17 protein-coding genes are annotated in these 15,834 nt (G+C 53.3%); 3 read left to right on the forward strand and 14 right to left on the reverse strand.

Translation table 11 applies throughout. From position 1 onward, the window contains the following. Positions 1-160: 160 nt before the first annotated feature. Positions 161-889 (forward strand): murein tripeptide amidase MpaA, encoded by a 729-nt coding sequence (gene mpaA / locus FEK42_RS04845; RefSeq protein ID WP_064527321.1) that lies wholly within the window; start codon positions 161-163, stop codon positions 887-889. Here the strand turns inward: mpaA and ycjG are convergent. Beyond that, a complete protein-coding gene (gene ycjG, locus FEK42_RS04850; protein WP_138211757.1) occupies positions 864-1,829 on the reverse strand; it encodes an L-Ala-D/L-Glu epimerase in 966 nt (321 codons plus the stop codon). The two genes, mpaA and ycjG, sit on opposite strands and share 26 nt — an antisense overlap. Positions 1,830-1,947: 118 nt before the next feature. Here ycjG and tpx point away from each other — a divergent pair, with 118 nt between their 5' ends. Beyond that, positions 1,948-2,454, forward strand: coding sequence for a thiol peroxidase (gene tpx, locus FEK42_RS04855; RefSeq protein WP_064527317.1), 507 nt, complete (start codon positions 1,948-1,950; stop codon positions 2,452-2,454). A 44-nt stretch (positions 2,455-2,498) separates the two neighbouring features. Here tpx and tyrR read toward each other — a convergent pair whose 3' ends face one another. The 8 genes from tyrR to pspA all read right to left on the reverse strand — a co-directional run bounded on the left by tyrR (position 2,499) and on the right by pspA (position 8,685). Continuing rightward, entirely contained in the window at positions 2,499-4,040 is a 1,542-nt protein-coding gene (gene tyrR / locus FEK42_RS04860; protein WP_130208787.1) for a transcriptional regulator TyrR, read from the reverse strand. Between the two features lie 146 nt (positions 4,041-4,186). Then, positions 4,187-5,248 (reverse strand): YcjF family protein, encoded by a 1,062-nt coding sequence (locus FEK42_RS04865; RefSeq protein WP_130208789.1) that lies wholly within the window; start codon positions 5,246-5,248, stop codon positions 4,187-4,189. Next, positions 5,245-6,642: a YcjX family protein gene (locus tag FEK42_RS04870; protein WP_135409891.1), complete on the reverse strand. Its 1,398-nt coding sequence runs from the start codon at positions 6,640-6,642 to the stop codon at positions 5,245-5,247. Before FEK42_RS04870 ends, FEK42_RS04865 begins: the two co-directional genes overlap by 4 nt. A gap of 118 nt (positions 6,643-6,760) precedes the next feature. Then, positions 6,761-7,075, reverse strand: coding sequence for a thiosulfate sulfurtransferase PspE (gene pspE / locus FEK42_RS04875; protein ID WP_064527288.1), 315 nt, complete (start codon positions 7,073-7,075; stop codon positions 6,761-6,763). 74 nt (positions 7,076-7,149) lie between these two features. Continuing rightward, positions 7,150-7,371, reverse strand: a complete 222-nt coding sequence (gene pspD / locus FEK42_RS04880) for a phage shock protein PspD (RefSeq protein WP_096839698.1) — start codon at positions 7,369-7,371, stop codon at positions 7,150-7,152. Between the two features lie 8 nt (positions 7,372-7,379). After that, on the reverse strand, positions 7,380-7,739 hold the full coding sequence (pspC, locus tag FEK42_RS04885; RefSeq protein WP_130208793.1) for an envelope stress response membrane protein PspC: 360 nt from the start codon (positions 7,737-7,739) through the stop codon (positions 7,380-7,382). Beyond that, entirely contained in the window at positions 7,739-7,963 is a 225-nt protein-coding gene (gene pspB / locus FEK42_RS04890) for an envelope stress response membrane protein PspB (protein ID WP_001274965.1), read from the reverse strand. Before pspB ends, pspC begins: the two co-directional genes overlap by 1 nt. 53 nt (positions 7,964-8,016) lie before the next feature. After that, positions 8,017-8,685: a phage shock protein PspA gene (gene pspA / locus FEK42_RS04895; protein WP_000511019.1), complete on the reverse strand. Its 669-nt coding sequence runs from the start codon at positions 8,683-8,685 to the stop codon at positions 8,017-8,019. A gap of 166 nt (positions 8,686-8,851) precedes the next feature. Between pspA and pspF the strand changes: the two genes are divergently transcribed. Next, positions 8,852-9,829, forward strand: coding sequence for a phage shock protein operon transcriptional activator (gene pspF / locus FEK42_RS04900; RefSeq protein ID WP_135492401.1), 978 nt, complete (start codon positions 8,852-8,854; stop codon positions 9,827-9,829). A 131-nt stretch (positions 9,830-9,960) separates the two neighbouring features. On the opposite strand, the gene puuE is transcribed toward pspF, so the two are convergent. The 5 genes from puuE to puuD all read right to left on the reverse strand — a co-directional run bounded on the left by puuE (position 9,961) and on the right by puuD (position 15,726). Further along, the gene (gene puuE, locus FEK42_RS04905; protein WP_131161811.1) at positions 9,961-11,226 is read right to left on the reverse strand and encodes a 4-aminobutyrate transaminase; all 1,266 of its coding nucleotides are present in this window, start codon (positions 11,224-11,226) and stop codon (positions 9,961-9,963) included. A 37-nt stretch (positions 11,227-11,263) separates the two neighbouring features. Next, positions 11,264-12,544 carry a gamma-glutamylputrescine oxidase gene (gene puuB / locus FEK42_RS04910; RefSeq protein WP_135492399.1) on the reverse strand — a complete coding sequence of 427 codons (1,281 nt, stop codon included), beginning with the start codon at positions 12,542-12,544 and terminating at the stop codon, positions 11,264-11,266. Position 12,545: 1 nt separating this feature from the next. Further along, positions 12,546-14,033, reverse strand: coding sequence for an aldehyde dehydrogenase PuuC (gene puuC, locus FEK42_RS04915; RefSeq protein WP_135492397.1), 1,488 nt, complete (start codon positions 14,031-14,033; stop codon positions 12,546-12,548). 345 nt (positions 14,034-14,378) lie between these two features. Beyond that, positions 14,379-14,936 carry an HTH-type transcriptional regulator PuuR gene (puuR, locus tag FEK42_RS04920; RefSeq protein WP_015964977.1) on the reverse strand — a complete coding sequence of 186 codons (558 nt, stop codon included), beginning with the start codon at positions 14,934-14,936 and terminating at the stop codon, positions 14,379-14,381. A gap of 25 nt (positions 14,937-14,961) precedes the next feature. Next, positions 14,962-15,726, reverse strand: coding sequence for a gamma-glutamyl-gamma-aminobutyrate hydrolase (gene puuD, locus FEK42_RS04925; RefSeq protein WP_130260919.1), 765 nt, complete (start codon positions 15,724-15,726; stop codon positions 14,962-14,964). Positions 15,727-15,834 lie beyond the last annotated feature (108 nt).

Raw genomic sequence — 15,834 nt, forward strand, 5'->3', positions numbered from 1 at the left:
AATATTGATGCGTAATTATTTGTTTCTCCTTAAAGAAATGCAAATAACTTCCGGCAAAAAAGTGATAAAAGATCGATAACATATCGTTGTCGAAAAGGATTTGATAATCCACAAAATTTGCACAACACTGCCTGTAATACTTCTATTGTCAGAGACGATTATGACCGTGACTCGCCCACGCGCCGAACGGGGCGCTTTCCCCCCAGGAACTGAACATTACGGACGTTCATTATTGGGTGCGCCGCTGCTCTGGTTTCCCGCCCATGCCGCCAGCAGCGAAAGTGGTTTGATTCTTGCTGGTACCCACGGCGATGAGAATTCTTCCGTCGTCGCCCTCTCCTGCGCATTACGCACATTAACACCGTCTTTGCGCCGCCATCATGTGGTGCTGTGTGTGAATCCCGACGGTTGCCAGTTGGGTCTACGTGCCAATGCTAATGGTGTGGATTTAAACCGAAACTTTCCCGCGGCGAACTGGAAGGAAGGTGAAACGGTTTATCGCTGGAACAGTGCCGCCGAAGAGCGCGACGTTGTCTTGCTGACCGGAGATAAACCCGGCTCCGAACCTGAAACCCAGGCGTTATGCCAACTCATTCACCGCATTCAGCCCGCCTGGGTCGTCTCGTTCCACGATCCGCTGGCGTGTATTGAAGATCCCAGACACAGCGAATTAGGTGAATGGCTGGCCCAGGCATTTGAATTGCCGCTGGTAACCAGCGTCGGCTACGACACCCCCGGATCCTTTGGCAGTTGGTGTGCAGACCTGAACTTGCACTGTATCACTGCTGAGTTTCCCCCCATCTCCGCCGATGAAGCCAGCGAAAAATATCTTTTTGCGATGGCGAATTTACTGCGCTGGCATCCTAAAGATGCAATTCGCCGGTCGTAAACTGAAGAGCCGGTTCCACATCCACCGCCAGCCAGGTCGGCCCGTCGAGATCGGCGAAGCTGACCTGCGGCGCCAGCGGTAATGCTGCGCTAATGGCGCGTGAGGTGCATAACATGCAGCCCAACATCAGGCTGAAACCTTGTGCACGCGCTTCTGTTGCCAGCGCCAACGCTTCCGTCAGGCCGCCGGTTTTATCAAGCTTGATATTAACCATCTCATAGCGCCCTTTCAGCGCCTTCAGGTTGCTGCGGGTATGACAACTTTCGTCCGCGCAAATAGGCAATGGATGGATAAAATTCTCCAGCGCCGCATCGTCCTGAGCCGGGAGAGGTTGCTCCAGCATTGCGACGCCTAAATCGGCCAGCAACTGGCATCGAGCCGCCAGTCCTTCCGCACGCCAGGATTCATTAGCATCAACAATTAACGTCGCATCCGGCACTGCCGCGCGAATCGCCACCATCCGCTCGCTGATAAGATGATTATCCAGCTTCACTTTTAGCAGCTTAGCCCCAGCCTGCCATAGTGCTGCGGCACTGGCTGCCATCTGATCCGGCGTACCGATCACTACCGTCTGCGCAGTGGTGATCGTTTCAGGAAGAGAGATACCGTTAAGTACAGCCAGCGTCTGCTGCTGTTGTCTTGCGGCCAGATCCCACAGCGCACAATCCAGCGCATTACGCGCTGCACCGGCAGGCAGAACTTTTTGCAACTCTGCGCGCGTCAGCCCTTTTTCCAGTTGTGGGACCACGCTCATTATTTGCGCCATGACTGAGGCATCACTTTCGCCATAGCGCGGATAAGGCGTACATTCGCCCGTACCTTTGACGCCATCTTCTTCCAGTTCAACCACCACCACGCGCGCTTCACTGCGGCTTCCTCGCGCAATAACAAACGGGGTATGTAACGGCCAGGCTTCCTCAAATACCTTAACGGTTCTCATCTTTACTCCTTGTTGCCGCGGTGGTCTGCGGATTAAGCGCAAATAGCGATTGCTGTGTTATTGACAGTTAGCATAAACTAGGCGTGACGTTAACTATATGTAAACAGGAAAGATAATCATGTCACAAATCGTTCATTTCCAGGGCAACCCGGTTACAGTCGCCAATTCCATCCCGCAAGCGGGTAGCAAAGCGCAGACTTTTACTCTCGTGGCAAAAGATCTGTCTGACGTCACCCTCGGTCAGTTTGCGGGCAAACGCAAAGTGCTGAACATTTTCCCGAGCATTGATACCGGTGTTTGCGCCGCATCAGTACGTAAGTTTAACCAACTGGCAACCGAAATCGACAACACGGTTGTGCTGTGCATCTCCGCCGATCTGCCGTTTGCTCAGTCTCGTTTCTGCGGCGCGGAAGGTCTGAACAACGTTATCACTCTCTCCACTTTCCGTAACGCTGAATTCCTGCAAGCTTACGGCGTTGAGATCGCTGAAGGCCCACTGAAAGGTCTGGCAGCACGTGCGGTTGTCGTTATTGATGAAAATGATAATGTGATCTTCAGTCAGTTGGTCAATGAAATCACCACCGAGCCGGATTACGAAGCAGCTCTCGCGGTACTGAAAGCGTAAATTATTATGCCTGATGGTATTGCGCCATCAGGCATTTATCCCACTTATTCTTCGCTCTTCTTCTGACTCAATCCATATTCCCGCAATTTATTGGCAATCGCGGTGTGTGAAACGCCCAAACGTTTTGCCAGTTTGCGCGTACTGGGGTAATTGCGATAAAGCTGGGTTAATACCGAACGTTCAAAACGGCTGGTGATTTCGTCCAGCGAACCTTCCATCGCATCTTCACCAACGGCCACAGTTGCAGCGTCATAATCTGGCAGCAAAATATCCTGCGGACGCAGTTCATAACCTTCCAGTTGCGTCAGTGCGCGGTAAATGGCGTTTTTCAACTGCCGCACGTTACCCGGCCATGCATAACGTGTAAGCACGGTATTCAGATCTGCAGCTAATTTCGGACGCGGCACGCCCTGCTCGTCAGCAAATCGCGCAACAAATAGCTCGGTTAACGGCATGATGTCCTGCGGACAGTCCCGCAGCGGCGGCAGATTTAACGTCAGCACGTTCAGACGATAATAGAGATCTTCGCGGAACATGCCTTTTTGCACCAGCTCGACCAGATTCTTCTGCGTCGCGCAAATTACCCGCACATCCACATGCACTTCGTGGTCTTCCCCAACGCGACGGAAAGTGCCATCGTTGAGAAAACGCAATAATTTTGCCTGCATTCGCGGCGACATCTCGCCAATCTCATCCAGCAAAACCGAGCCGCCGTTCGCCTGTTCGAAGAATCCTTTTTTCCCCTCTGGCGCATGCCCGAACAGTTCACTCTCTACAGCATCTTCTGGAATAGAAGCACAGTTCAGCGCCAGATAAGGTTTGCTCGCACGCGGGCTTGCCTGATGGCAAGCGTAAGCAAAGAGATCTTTACCCGTGCCGGTATCACCCGTGATTAGCAGCGGCGCGCTTAACATTGCTAACTTTTGCGCCTGCTCTACCGCATGCTTCATTTTAGGACTGATGGCGACAATCTGACTGAAAGCGCTGACATCCTGGGCAGCCACATTTTGCAACTGACGGCCCATACGGATTGTTGAGCGCAGCATCACTACCGCACCGGTCAGGACATGCTGGTCGTTTTCATCCTGAAGATAGACTGGCGTTATCTCCATCAGAAAATTTTGTCCATTAATCACTACATGTTCGTTATGTGAATCCTGCGGGTCGCTCTCAAGCCAACGTAAAAAATTAAATCCGTTAATCAATTGCGCAGCGGTATGATTGCGTAAGCGATCCAGTTTTTGCCCGAATAGCTGACAGCTCGCCGGGTTTGCCATGTCCACCTTGCTTTTCATATCGACAGAAAGCACGGGTTCAGGCAATGCTTCAAGCAATGCGCTCAACGCCTGATGTTCTCGCTCGGAAGGCATCCACGGCACAGTGCGCACATCGGTAACGCCCGCAATACGGCGTATTTCCGCCATCAAACTGCTGAAACTGTCAAAATCCAGTTCGGCAAAATTCAGGTAAATCCGCCCGATTGGGTCAATCTCAATACCGCGTAAATCGATGCCTCTTAACACCAGTAGGTCGAGCAATTCGCGGGTCAGACCGAGTCGGTCTTCACAAAAGACTTCCAGACGCATGGGAACCTTCACATGAAAAAGAACAATAAATATGATGATATGACACTATTCGAGTGGCAGGAAGGTTTCTGTCAACAAACATTGACACAACGATGGATAAACGGGCACTTCGGCGTAAAGGTATCCGATCAGTGCCCGAAAGTGCACTATTTTTCGCCGGACGTTTTGCTCTTTTGTAACGTCTCTTTTACCTGACCGATGAGCTGACGACGGAAATCACCCAAACGTGGTTTGTCATTGTCAATCCACGGCAGCGGGCGGCAAAGTTCCATAGCTTTGATCCCCAGTCGTGCGGTCAGTAAACCGGCACCTATTCCCTGAGCGGCGCGAGTAGACAAGCGCGCGGCGAGATCCTGCGACATCCAGTCCATCCCCACTTCACGCACCAGTTCGCTGGCACCCGCGAAAGCGATATTCAGCAAGACCAGTTTAAACAGGCGCAGGCGGCTGTAATACCCCAGTTCAATGCCATACAGCGTGGCGATGCGATTAATCAGGCGCAAATTACGCCAGGCGATGAAGGCCATATCCACCAGCGCCAGCGGGCTGACCGCAATCATCAACGTCGACTCCGCCGCTGATCGGCTGATTTCGCGCCGCGCCTGGGCATCTAAAACCGGCTGGACCAGGTGAGCATACAAACTAACCACTTCACGATCGTTCTGCGTTTCATGGATTGAGGCATACCAGCGCTGCAGCGCCGGATGAGACTGATCAATACCCGCCTGCTGCGCCAGTTTTTCGCAAAATGCGCGGCCTTTACCCGTGCCGTGGCTGTGCAACAAATCGCGTGCTTCGTCGCGTTCGTGTGCACGCTGGCGCAAGCGCCATAAGCGCCGCCATTCTGTTACCACAGAACCCACGCCAGCGCCGATTATCAATGCCCCAGCGGCACAACCGCCCAGCGCCACCCAGTCCTGAGTTTGCCAGGCGTTCATCGTCCACTGCACACCCTGACCAACAACGCTTGCGCCAAACAGCGCCAGCCCGCCCATCACCATTTTGCGCCACAGACTGCGTTTCGGACGTAACGCTGCATCCATTACCGCTTCGACTTGCCCCTCTTCTTCCTGTGCTTCTTCGAGCGTTGCCGGGGCAAAATTTTGCGCCTGATTTTCGTCAAAGGTCTGCTGCGCCCTGAATTTTGGATTCTGATCGACCTCCAGCGGACCGTCGAAATCAATACGTGGTTTTAACGGCTCGGTCATCGCAATTTATCTCCTATTAAAAATTCCAGCGCAGCATCAAGACGAATATGCGGCAGCGGTTTGTCGACATCCATCACCTGCGGACGAAACGCCTCAAACTGGAAGCCTTGCTTATCCCAGAACGCCTGACCAGGCAAACGTGCGGGAACTTCGCCAGGATAAACAGTGAGCGGTGCGCCATCGCTGAGTCGATTACCGCGCAGCGCCGGGATTTTCTCACCGTTAACATCAATAATGCCGCTGGTGGTCGCCTGAACTGACGCCAGCCCCAGGCAGTCCATGCTGATCCCTTCGAACGCCGCATTTTGCCAAGCATCCTGAATCAGTTGTTGCAGTAATGAAACCATATTGGCGTGCTGATCGATGGTCACATGGTCCGCTTTAGTAGCAGCAAACAACAGTTTGTCGATTACCGGCGAGAACAAGCGCCGGAACAGGGTACGCTGCCCGTAGTGGAAACTTTGCATCAGCTGCGTCAGCGCCAGACGCATATCATTAAATGCCTGTGGCCCACTGTTGAGAGGTTGCAGGCAATCCACCAGCACAATCTGGCGGTCAAAGCGCAGAAAATGATTCTTATAGAACCCTTTCACCACCTTCTCACAGTAATAATTAAACCGCTCGCGCAGCATTCCGGCGTTGGTGTGTTTATCGGCCTGCGCCAGTTTGGACTCGCCCCAGGCATCGACATCAGGCCACGGGAAGAATTGCAGCGCGGGCGCTCCAGCCATATCGCCAGGCAAAACAAAGCGCCCTGGCTGAATAAAGTGCAGCCCCTGCTGTTTACATTGGTGGAGATAATCGGTCCACGCGGCGGCAATGTCTGCCAGTCGGTTTTCGTCGGCAGGCGCTAACGGATCTAGGCCTTCGCACATCATTTGCCATTTCGCCGACCATTCGCCGCGCTGGCCATTGAGTAAGCCTGTCATCTGCCGCGACCAACTTAAGTAATCCTGCGCCAGCATCGGCAGGTCGAGCAGCCATTCGCCGGGATAATCCACAATCTCCAGATACAGCGTGGAGGTGTCTTTGAAGTGACGCAGCAGTGAATCATTCGATTTAAAACGTAGCGCCAAGCGGATTTCACTGACGCCGCGCGTTGGCGTCGGCCAGGCGGGAGGATCGCCATATAACTGCGCCAGCCCTTCATCATAGGTGAAGCGCGGAATACCAAAGTCACGCTGGGGAATGCGTTTTACGCCCAGCAGGCGCTCTTCACGCACCGCGCTTAATAGCGGCAAGCGTGCTCCGGCATGAATATTGAGCAACTGATTAACCATCGCGGTGATAAACGCTGTTTTGCCGCTGCGGCTAAGTCCGGTTACAGCGAGGCGCAGATGTCTGTCGACACCCCGATTCACCAGCGCATTAAGTTCATTTTTAAGTCGCTTCATTGCTGTCCTGTGCCAGAAAGCCGTAGAAAGGATTAGATACTGGAGATAATAATGTGGGTTAATTTTGATTTATCAAATGAATAAGCGGCGTTATTTACACCGCTCAGGCAATAATTTGTTAACCTTTGACCTTCGGCATTTCGATGTCTTTCAGTCCACCGACGTTCTCAACGTGGGTATATCCCATCTCGTTGAGGATCTCTTTTGCCTGCCCGGACTGGCGTCCGGCGTTGCAATACACTTTCACGGTGTCGTTTTTATCCGGAACGGCGGTGGCTATGCGCTCTTTCACTTCCTTTAGGGGAATATTGATGGCCCCCTGAACGTGCTCTTGCTGATACTGCTCTGGAACACGAACATCTATCCAGTGTTCAGCGGCGAAAACAGGCAGTGAAAACACCAGAGTCAGAGCAAGTAAGCCTTTTTTAAACATATAAATATCCTTCTATGGATGAAAATTGCCATCCATTATACGCCTGAGATCTAACAATATTTGCGGAACTCCCCTCACCTTTTATAACGCTGCGCCAGTTTATTGGCCGCCCGACTTAATAGCGGTTCCAGCGCCACAGCCAGCAACATTTTCAGCGGTCGGCGAGCAACTGATTTTATCGCCCAACCAGCCACACCCGCCGGGCCATAGCGCAGTGCGGTAAGAAGTACCAGCTTGCCTGCTAATTTGAAACCAGGCTTCATCTTTTGCCCGGCCTGTTGCCAGCGAGTATTCATAACTTTCCTCACAGTTGACGGAAACGACTACGTAGCGTGAAGGTGTCGGAAGTGACATAACGTTCCATCTCGCGTAAACGCGTTTCACTGGCCGCCAGTTCACGGTCGACTTCATCCAGCAATTCGCTGCTGGAAGGTTGTTGTTCACCAAACGCCATGTTGTCAGGCATCGGGTCAAGCGCAAATGACAAAATGATGTAAGCAACCAGGGTAAACAGCGCCAGGCCGAAGAAAATCGACAGCACCACCAGAATACGTACCAGTTTTACCGGTACATCAAAATAGTTAGCAATCCCGGCACAGACCCCGCGAACCATGCCCTGTTGTGGAATGCGCCATAATTTTTTATTGAGATTAATACCCGCCATTAGCGATCCCTCCAGTTCGGATGTTCAGCATCAAGAATGGATTCCAGCGCCTGAATACGCTCGCGCATCCGTTTTGCTTCATCAGCCAGTTGCGCTAATCGCTGTTGTTCGCTTTGCGAAAGCTCTCCACGACTGGAGCGGTTGCTGTAATGCAGCCATAACCAAATCGGTAAAACAAACAGCACAAAGATGGTTAACGGAATAGCCAGAAATAGCGCGCTCATAAGGACTCCTTAAGGGATGAGCGGCGGCGTGTTCGGACGCCGCCAGGATGTTATTATTGATTGTCTTGCTTCATTTTGGCTTTTAATTGTGCCAGTTGCTCGCTGATTGCATCATCAGCTTTCAGCTCGGCAAACTGATCATCCAGCGATTTTTGTTTGCCGAAACTGTGGCTTTCCGCTTCTGCTTCCATCTGGTCGATACGGCGCTCGAAAGATTCGAAACGGGCCATCGCTTCATCCAGTTTGCCACTGTCCAACTGACGACGCACATCGCGCGACGAGTTTGCGGCCTGATGACGCAACATCAATGCCTGCTGGCGAGCACGAGTTTCGCTCAATTTGTTTTCCAGCTCGCCAATCTCTTTCTTCATACGCACCAGCGTATCGTCCACCAGCGTCACTTCATGTTCCAGGGACTTAATCAGATCGGTCAGTTTCTGTTTTTCAATTAACGCCGCACGCGCCAGGTCTTCTCTATCTTTCAGCAGTGCCAGTTCGGCTTTTTCCTGCCACTCAACTTCACGCGCCGACGCTTGTTCAATACGGCGAGTCAGCTGTTTCTTTTCCGCCAGCGCACGTGCCGAAGTAGAACGCACTTCAACCAGCGTGTCTTCCATTTCCTGGATCATCAGACGCACCAGTTTCTGCGGATCTTCCGCTTTCTCTAACAGAGCGTTGATGTTGGCATTCACGATGTCGGCAAAGCGAGAAAAAATACCCATAATGTTGTCCTCTTGATTTCTTCGTTCAGGATTGTCCTGCTGAACTGTTAATACAATTTGCGTGCCAATTTTTTATCTTTTTGATTTATAAAGATCTGATTGAAGAATCAACAGCAACATGCCAGGATGAATTAGCGAATTACACTAACAAGTGGCGAATTTCATCATGGCAGAATACAAAGATAACTTACTCGGTGAGGCGAACAGCTTTCTCGAAGTTTTAGAGCAGGTTTCGCATCTCGCACCGCTGGACAAACCGGTGCTCATCATCGGCGAGCGCGGAACAGGTAAAGAGCTGATCGCCAGCCGTCTGCATTATCTCTCCTCTCGTTGGCAAGGGCCGTTTATTTCCCTTAACTGCGCGGCGTTAAATGAAAATCTGCTGGATTCCGAACTATTTGGTCACGAAGCGGGGGCGTTTACCGGTGCGCAAAAACGTCATCCAGGGAGATTTGAACGTGCCGACGGCGGTACGCTGTTTCTTGATGAACTCGCTACGGCACCGATGATGGTGCAGGAAAAATTATTGCGCGTGATTGAGTATGGTGAACTGGAGCGCGTTGGCGGCAGCCAGCCATTGCAGGTGAATGTGCGGTTGGTATGCGCGACAAATGCCGATCTTCCGGCGATGGTCAATGAAGGTACTTTTCGCGCTGACCTGCTCGACCGGCTGGCTTTTGATGTTGTGCAACTGCCACCACTGCGCGAACGCGAAAGCGACATTATGTTGATGGCAGAACATTTTGCCATCCAGATGTGTCGGGAAATCAAACTGCCTCTGTTCCCGGGTTTTACCGAGCGCGCCAGAGAAACGTTGCTGAATTATCGCTGGCCGGGAAATATTCGTGAATTGAAAAACGTGGTGGAACGTTCGGTGTATCGCCACGGCACCAGCGATTATCCGCTTGATGACATCATTATTGATCCCTTTAAACGGAGTCCACCTGAAGAAGCCATCGCCGTTTCAGAAACCACCTCGCTTCCGACGCTGCCGCTGGATTTACGTGAGTTTCAGATGCAGCAGGAAAAAGAGTTGCTGCAACTCAGTTTGCAACAGGGGAAATATAACCAGAAACGCGCAGCTGAATTGCTGGGATTAACCTATCATCAGTTCCGCGCGTTGTTGAAAAAGCACCAGATTTAGCGAAGTTGGGCAATACAACTTGCCGGATACGGCGTGAACGCCTTATTCGGCCTACATAATCAATACGTTATTTGTAGGCCTGATAAGCGCGGCGCATCAGGCATTATTGCGTTGGCCTTCGCTTCTGCGTATTAATCTCTCAGCGCATCCTGCAAAATTTTCATTGCCGCATCGAATTGCGCATCCGGGATGGTCAGCGGATACAGGAAACGAATCACGTTGCCGTATGCGCCACAGGTCAGGAGTAGCAGCCCCTGCGCCAGCGCACGTTGCTGGATTTTCTGCGCAATCTCCGCTGACGGTTCGCCCGTTTGCGGATCGTTAAACTCTGCTGCAATCATCGACCCCAGACCACGTACTGCCGCGATCGCCGGAACGTTTTCTTTGGCCTCAATAAGCGTGTTTGTCAGGCGCTGGCCCAGTTGATTCGCGCGTTCGCAAAGTGATTCTTTGTCGATAATGTTGAGCACCGCGTGCGCGGCAGCCACCGCCAGCGGGTTCCCGGCGTAGGTACCGCCAAGCCCGCCCGGCGCGGGGGCGTCCATAATATTCGCGTTACCGACCACGCCTGAAAGCGGCATACCGCCCGCCAGGCTTTTCGCCATGGTCATTAAATCCGGCTTATCGGCGTAATGATCCATGGCAAACAATTTACCTGTACGCGCAAAACCGCTTTGCACTTCATCGGCAATCATCACGATGCCGTGTTCGTCGCACAAGCGGCGAATGGCAGAAACCAGCTCTTTTGGCGCCACGTTGAAACCACCCTCGCCCTGCACCGGTTCGAAAATAATCGCCGCCACCTGCTTCGCTTCAATGTCCGATTTAAACAAGCGTTCGATGGCGTCAAGGGAATCTTGCGTCGAAATGCCCTGTAAATCTGACGGATAAGGTACGTGATACACCGAACCGGGGAACGGGCCGAAACCGATTTTGTACGGCGCGACCTTTCCAGTTAATGCCATAGTCATATACGTACGACCATGGAAGCCGCCGCTAAACGCAATCACGCCAGGGCGTCCGGTATGGGCGCGGGCGATTTTCACCGCGTTCTCAACCGCTTCCGCACCGGTGGTGAAGAACGCGGTTTTAGCCTGCCCGCTCACCGGGGCCAGGGCGTTGATTTTCTCCGCCAGGGTGACGTAGCTTTCGTATGGCACGATCTGATACGCCGTGTGGGTAAACTGTTGCAGTTGCTGTTCCACTGCCGCCACCAGTTCAGGATGGCGATGTCCGGTGTTCAGCACCGCGATGCCTGCGGCGAAATCGATATATTCGTTGCCTTCAACATCCTTCAGCGTGGCATTTTCAGCCGACTGGGCGAAGAAGTTACACATCACGCCAACCCCGCGCGGAGTGGCAGAAAGACGACGCTGATGGAATTCATTGTTGCTCATGTTTCACACCTTTTGACTCTTCACTGTTAATCGGAATTTAAACGCCCAGACGATCGCGCAGGCTGTAATAAGCCGCGCCCATCGCGGTAAACGGCACGCGCAGCGTACGCCCGCCGGGGAACGGGTAATGCGGCAGATTGGCGAAGGCGTCGAAACGCTCGGCGTCACCGCGCAGCAGTTCGGCAATCAAACGCCCAGCGAGATGGGTACAGGTCACGCCGTGGCCGCTGTAGCCCTGCATGTAATAAATGTTGGTATCAAGGCGACCGAACTGCGGCATCCGTGAAAGGGTCAGCAGGAAGTTGCCCGTCCAGCGGTAATCAATTTTCACGCCCTTCAGCTGCGGGAAGGTTTTCAGCAGTTTCGGCACCACAAGACGCTCAACGTCATCCGGGTCGCGCGCGCCGTAGACCACGCCGCCGCCGTACAGCAGGCGGTTGTCGGCGGTAAGACGGTAGTAATCAAGCAGATAATTACAGTCTTCAACGCAGTAGTTTTTCGGGATCAGCGAACGGGCTAACTCATCGGAAAGCCGCTCGGTGGTGATCACCTGAGTGCCGCACGGCATGCTGCGTTTCGCCAGTTCCGGCTCCACTTTATCGCCCAGGTACGCATTCCCGGCGACAATCACATACTTCGCCGTCACCTGGCCTTTGGCAGTGCGCACCACCGCTGGCGTGGTGTGCTGGATCTGAGTCACCGCAGAGAGCTCATACACGCGCCCACCGTTCAGGCGGATGGCGTCCGCTTCGCCAATGGCGAGGTTCAACGGGTGGATATGCCCGCCACTGTGATCCAGCAGCGCGCCGGTGTAGCGATCGCTGGCCACTTCGCGGCGAATGGCGTTGGCGTCCAGCATCTCCAGCTGTTTATTACCGTAGCGTTCCCAGTTCTCTTTCTGCTCTTCGAGCGTGGCGAGCTGTTTATCATTCATCGCTACAAACAAGCCGCCGGGGCGGTAGTCGCAGTCAATCTGATAACGTTTGATACGTTCGCGGATGATCTCACCACCCTCAAACATCATGCTGCCGAGCATACGGGCGGTGTCCATGCCGTAGCTTTTTTCGATAACGTCGATGTCGCGGCTGTAGGAGTTCACAAGCTGCCCGCCGTTGCGCCCGCTGGCGCCAAAGCCGATACGTGAGGCTTCGAGAACCACCACGTCAAAGCCCGCTTCTGCCAGATGCAGCGCGGAAGACAGCCCGGTATAGCCGCCACCGACCACGCAAACGTCGCAGGAAATCGACTCATTCAGCGTGTCGAATTGCGCGTATTGATTCGCACTGGCGGCGTAGTAACTGCTGGTATGTTCGGTCATTTCAGGCCTCCAGGCTTATCCAGATGGTTTTAAGTTCGGTGAATTTTTCCAGCGCGTGCAGGGATTTGTCGCGACCATTGCCGCTCTGCTTATAGCCGCCAAACGGCACGGTCATATCGCCGTCGTTGTAGTTATTGACGAAGACGGAACCAGCTTTCAGGCGGCGGCTCATGCGGTGCGCACGGGAGAGATCGCGCGTCCATACCGCCGCGCCGAGCCCGTACTGGCTGTCATTAGCAAGCTGTAGCGCCTGATCTTCTGATGTGAAACGCGTGACCACCAGCACCGGGCCGAAAATCTCTTCGCGACTTAAGGACGCATTCGGGTCCACATCCACAAAGATGGTCGGGCCGATGGCCGCTGCCAGTTCGGCGTTGCGTCCATCCAGCAGCAGTTGCCCTTTGCCTTCGCCTTCACGAATAAAGCTATGCACCGAGTCGGCGTGAGCGCTGTCGATTAAGGTGCCCATGGTGGTCGCGGGATCAAGCGGGTGGCCCGGCTGCCAGTTTTGCGCCTGCTGTTTTAACAGGGCTAAGAATTCATCGGCGATGCTCTCTTCCAGCAACAAACGCGTTCCGGCGATGCACACCTGGCCCTGGTTGTAGAAGATACCTGCGGCTGTTGCGCTCGCCGCTTTTTGCAAATCCGGGCAGTCGGCGAAAACGATGTTGGCGCTTTTGCCGCCCGCTTCCAGCCAGACGCGTTTCATGTTGCTGTCGCCAGCATCTTTCAGCAGCTGTTTCCCGATGCGGGTTGAACCAGTAAAGGCAATGGCGTCGATATCGTTATGACGCGACAGCGCCTGCCCCGCTTCATGACCAAACCCCGTCACCACGTTCAGCACGCCATCCGGCAGACCTGCCTCTTTCGCCAGCCCCGCGAGACGAATCGCACTGAGCGGTGATTTTTCAGATGGTTTTAGAATCACGCTGTTCCCTGCCGCCAGCGCTGGGCCAAGCTTCCAGCAAGTCAGCAGCAGCGGAAAGTTCCACGGTACAATGGCAGCAATCACGCCGACCGGTTCACGCACGATCATCGCCAGCTCATGGCTACTGGTGGTCGCCACTTCGCCATACACTTTGTCGATCGCTTCGGCGTACCAGCGAATGGCGCGCGCCGCGCCGGGAATATCATCACGCAGGCTGTGACGAATCGGTTTGCCGGTGTCGAGAGTTTCCAGCAGTGCCAGCTCTTCGGCGTTGGCTTCCATTAACTCGGCGAGTTTATTCAGCACCGCTTTACGTTTTGCCGGGGCGGCCTGCGACCAGTCGCCGCGTTCAAATACGCCGCGTGCTGCGCTCACCGCACGGTCGATATCGGCGCTCTTGCCGCGGGCAATTTTCGCCAGCGGTGCCTGGGTGACCGGATCAACGGTTTCAAAGGTTTCATTTTCCGCCGCAGCGGTATATTCACCGTTAATAAATAAGCGGGTTTCAATGGCGAGGCTTAACGCTTTATCCTGCCAGTAAGCCAGATGATGAAAATTCATTATGACTCCTGTTTCACGTCTATCAGATATATGCAGTTTGTGAACGTCAGGGCGCAGAGATCCCCGGGCAATGAGCCCGTTTATTTCCGGCGACATTCTTTATATACACTTCATCCTTCAAGCCGCCTCTGCCTTGGCTGCGTTCGCTCCCCCGAATCACTTAGCTGTGTAAGCTCATCGGGATTAATGAGAGACATCCATGTCTCTCACCGAAGGCCAGCCTGTGGCTGGTCAAATTCGTTCCTGACGAATTTGTCACTCACTTGCCGCCTTGATGCAACTTGAATGATTTTGTGTATAGATTGCCGGGCGCATTGCGCTTACCCGGCTTACAGAACAAAAAGATTAAAACGTGGTGGGCGTATGGGCGCTGATAATTCGGCAAATGCCTGCCGACGTATTACTGAAACTGTGCGGGATGCCGGTATTAATGGCATAACTTTGCCCCGCGACGAGGTGGTAATCCTGACCATTAATGGTCAGAACAATTTCACCTTCCAGTACAGTGCCTATTTCCTCACCCTGATGCTTAATTCTTTCCCCAGTGGTTGTGCCCGGCTGGTACGTTTCAAAGATCATCGCCAGCGTGCGATTCGGGTTACCGTTATGCACCAGCTTCATCGACACACCCTGACTGCCCATTTCTATTAAGTCGTCCTGATTAATGACGACCTGCGGTTCATCAGGTTTTTCCGGCTCGGAAAAGAATTCCGAGAGTGACAGACCATACACCTTCAGCAGCTTTTGCAGCGTACTGATAGCTGGGCTGACTTTATCCTGCTCTATCGTACTGATAGCGCTGTGAGTCAGCCCGGAGAGTTCGGCGGCACGACGTTGTGAAAGTCCCTGCTGCTGGCGGATTTCCGACAAGCGTTTACCCGGTGCCAGTCCGTCATCACTCATATTTGCATTTCCTTAACTGTAGGGGTCAGAGTCGCTGTTTTTCAGCGATATGGTTCTGACAAGCGGTGATAAAGCCCTCAAACAATATACGCGAAAGCGCATACTCGCTACTGTTCCATTCCGGGTGCCACTGCACGCCCAGCGCGAAGGGGTGATTGATGACGCTCACCGCCTCAACCAGGCCATCCGGCGAGCGAGCTTCAACACGCAACTGCGGGCTAACGACCTTCGCCCCTTGTCCATGCAGAGAGTTTACCCAAAAGTTGCTACATTCAGGTAACAATGCAGACAGTAATCCCCCCTCTTCAACCTGAACTTCGTGCGACGGCGCATATTGCTGCTCCACCGGCAGTTCGGGATCTTCACGATGTTCCAGCAATTCAGGCTGTTCGCACAGTTTGCGATGCAACGACCCACCGGTTGCTACCACCAGTTCCTGTAACCCCCGGCAGATGGCGAAAATGGGGATGCGCCTTTCGAGTGCGGCATTAATTAACGCCATGCTCAGAAGATCACGCCCGGGATCGGCGTCAGGCTCATCGCCGTTTTCACCATATAGGTGCGGCTGCACATTGCTGGGACTACCTGGAAGATAAATGCCATCGAGTTTCGGCAGCAGTTCTTCAAGTAATGACGGTTCCGCCAGCGCATGTGGCAGCGCAATCGGTAAACCGCCCGCGTGGACGATGGCATTCAGGTACTTTTCTTGCAGAGTCTGGGTCGTATGACCCTTAAGCCTGTTCCTGCACATTACGACACCGATAACCGGATTGTTCATTATATTTTCCATGCTCAATCTCACAAAGTGGACTAAATTATCGCCATTACTGCGGTTTAAATGACCTTTATGTTCAATATTTTTTCAATCTAGCAGTCGGTTTTCATTTTTGCAAACTCA

The sequence above is a fragment of the Escherichia sp. E2748 genome, from assembly GCF_005781125.1.
GTDB lineage: Bacteria > Pseudomonadota > Gammaproteobacteria > Enterobacterales > Enterobacteriaceae > Escherichia.

Excerpts from the sequence above, each read along its gene's own strand:
- pspF (WP_135492401.1), top strand. The coding sequence starts at position 8,852 with ATGGCAGAATACAAAGATAACTTACTCGGTGAGGCGAACAGCTTTCTC.
- puuB (WP_135492399.1), bottom strand. The coding sequence starts at position 12,544 with ATGACCGAACATACCAGCAGTTACTACGCCGCCAGTGCGAATCAATAC.
- pspB (WP_001274965.1), bottom strand. The coding sequence starts at position 7,963 with ATGAGCGCGCTATTTCTGGCTATTCCGTTAACCATCTTTGTGCTGTTT.
- puuR (WP_015964977.1), bottom strand. The coding sequence starts at position 14,936 with ATGAGTGATGACGGACTGGCACCGGGTAAACGCTTGTCGGAAATCCGC.
- tpx (WP_064527317.1), top strand. The coding sequence starts at position 1,948 with ATGTCACAAATCGTTCATTTCCAGGGCAACCCGGTTACAGTCGCCAAT.
- puuE (WP_131161811.1), bottom strand. The coding sequence starts at position 11,226 with ATGAGCAACAATGAATTCCATCAGCGTCGTCTTTCTGCCACTCCGCGC.
- puuD (WP_130260919.1), bottom strand. The coding sequence starts at position 15,726 with ATGGAAAATATAATGAACAATCCGGTTATCGGTGTCGTAATGTGCAGG.
- ycjG (WP_138211757.1), bottom strand. The coding sequence starts at position 1,829 with ATGAGAACCGTTAAGGTATTTGAGGAAGCCTGGCCGTTACATACCCCG.
- pspD (WP_096839698.1), bottom strand. The coding sequence starts at position 7,371 with ATGAATACTCGCTGGCAACAGGCCGGGCAAAAGATGAAGCCTGGTTTC.
- pspA (WP_000511019.1), bottom strand. The coding sequence starts at position 8,685 with ATGGGTATTTTTTCTCGCTTTGCCGACATCGTGAATGCCAACATCAAC.
- mpaA (WP_064527321.1), top strand. The coding sequence starts at position 161 with ATGACCGTGACTCGCCCACGCGCCGAACGGGGCGCTTTCCCCCCAGGA.
- pspE (WP_064527288.1), bottom strand. The coding sequence starts at position 7,075 with ATGTTTAAAAAAGGCTTACTTGCTCTGACTCTGGTGTTTTCACTGCCT.
- FEK42_RS04865 (WP_130208789.1), bottom strand. The coding sequence starts at position 5,248 with ATGACCGAGCCGTTAAAACCACGTATTGATTTCGACGGTCCGCTGGAG.
- pspC (WP_130208793.1), bottom strand. The coding sequence starts at position 7,739 with ATGGCGGGTATTAATCTCAATAAAAAATTATGGCGCATTCCACAACAG.
- puuC (WP_135492397.1), bottom strand. The coding sequence starts at position 14,033 with ATGAATTTTCATCATCTGGCTTACTGGCAGGATAAAGCGTTAAGCCTC.
- FEK42_RS04870 (WP_135409891.1), bottom strand. The coding sequence starts at position 6,642 with ATGAAGCGACTTAAAAATGAACTTAATGCGCTGGTGAATCGGGGTGTC.
- tyrR (WP_130208787.1), bottom strand. The coding sequence starts at position 4,040 with ATGCGTCTGGAAGTCTTTTGTGAAGACCGACTCGGTCTGACCCGCGAA.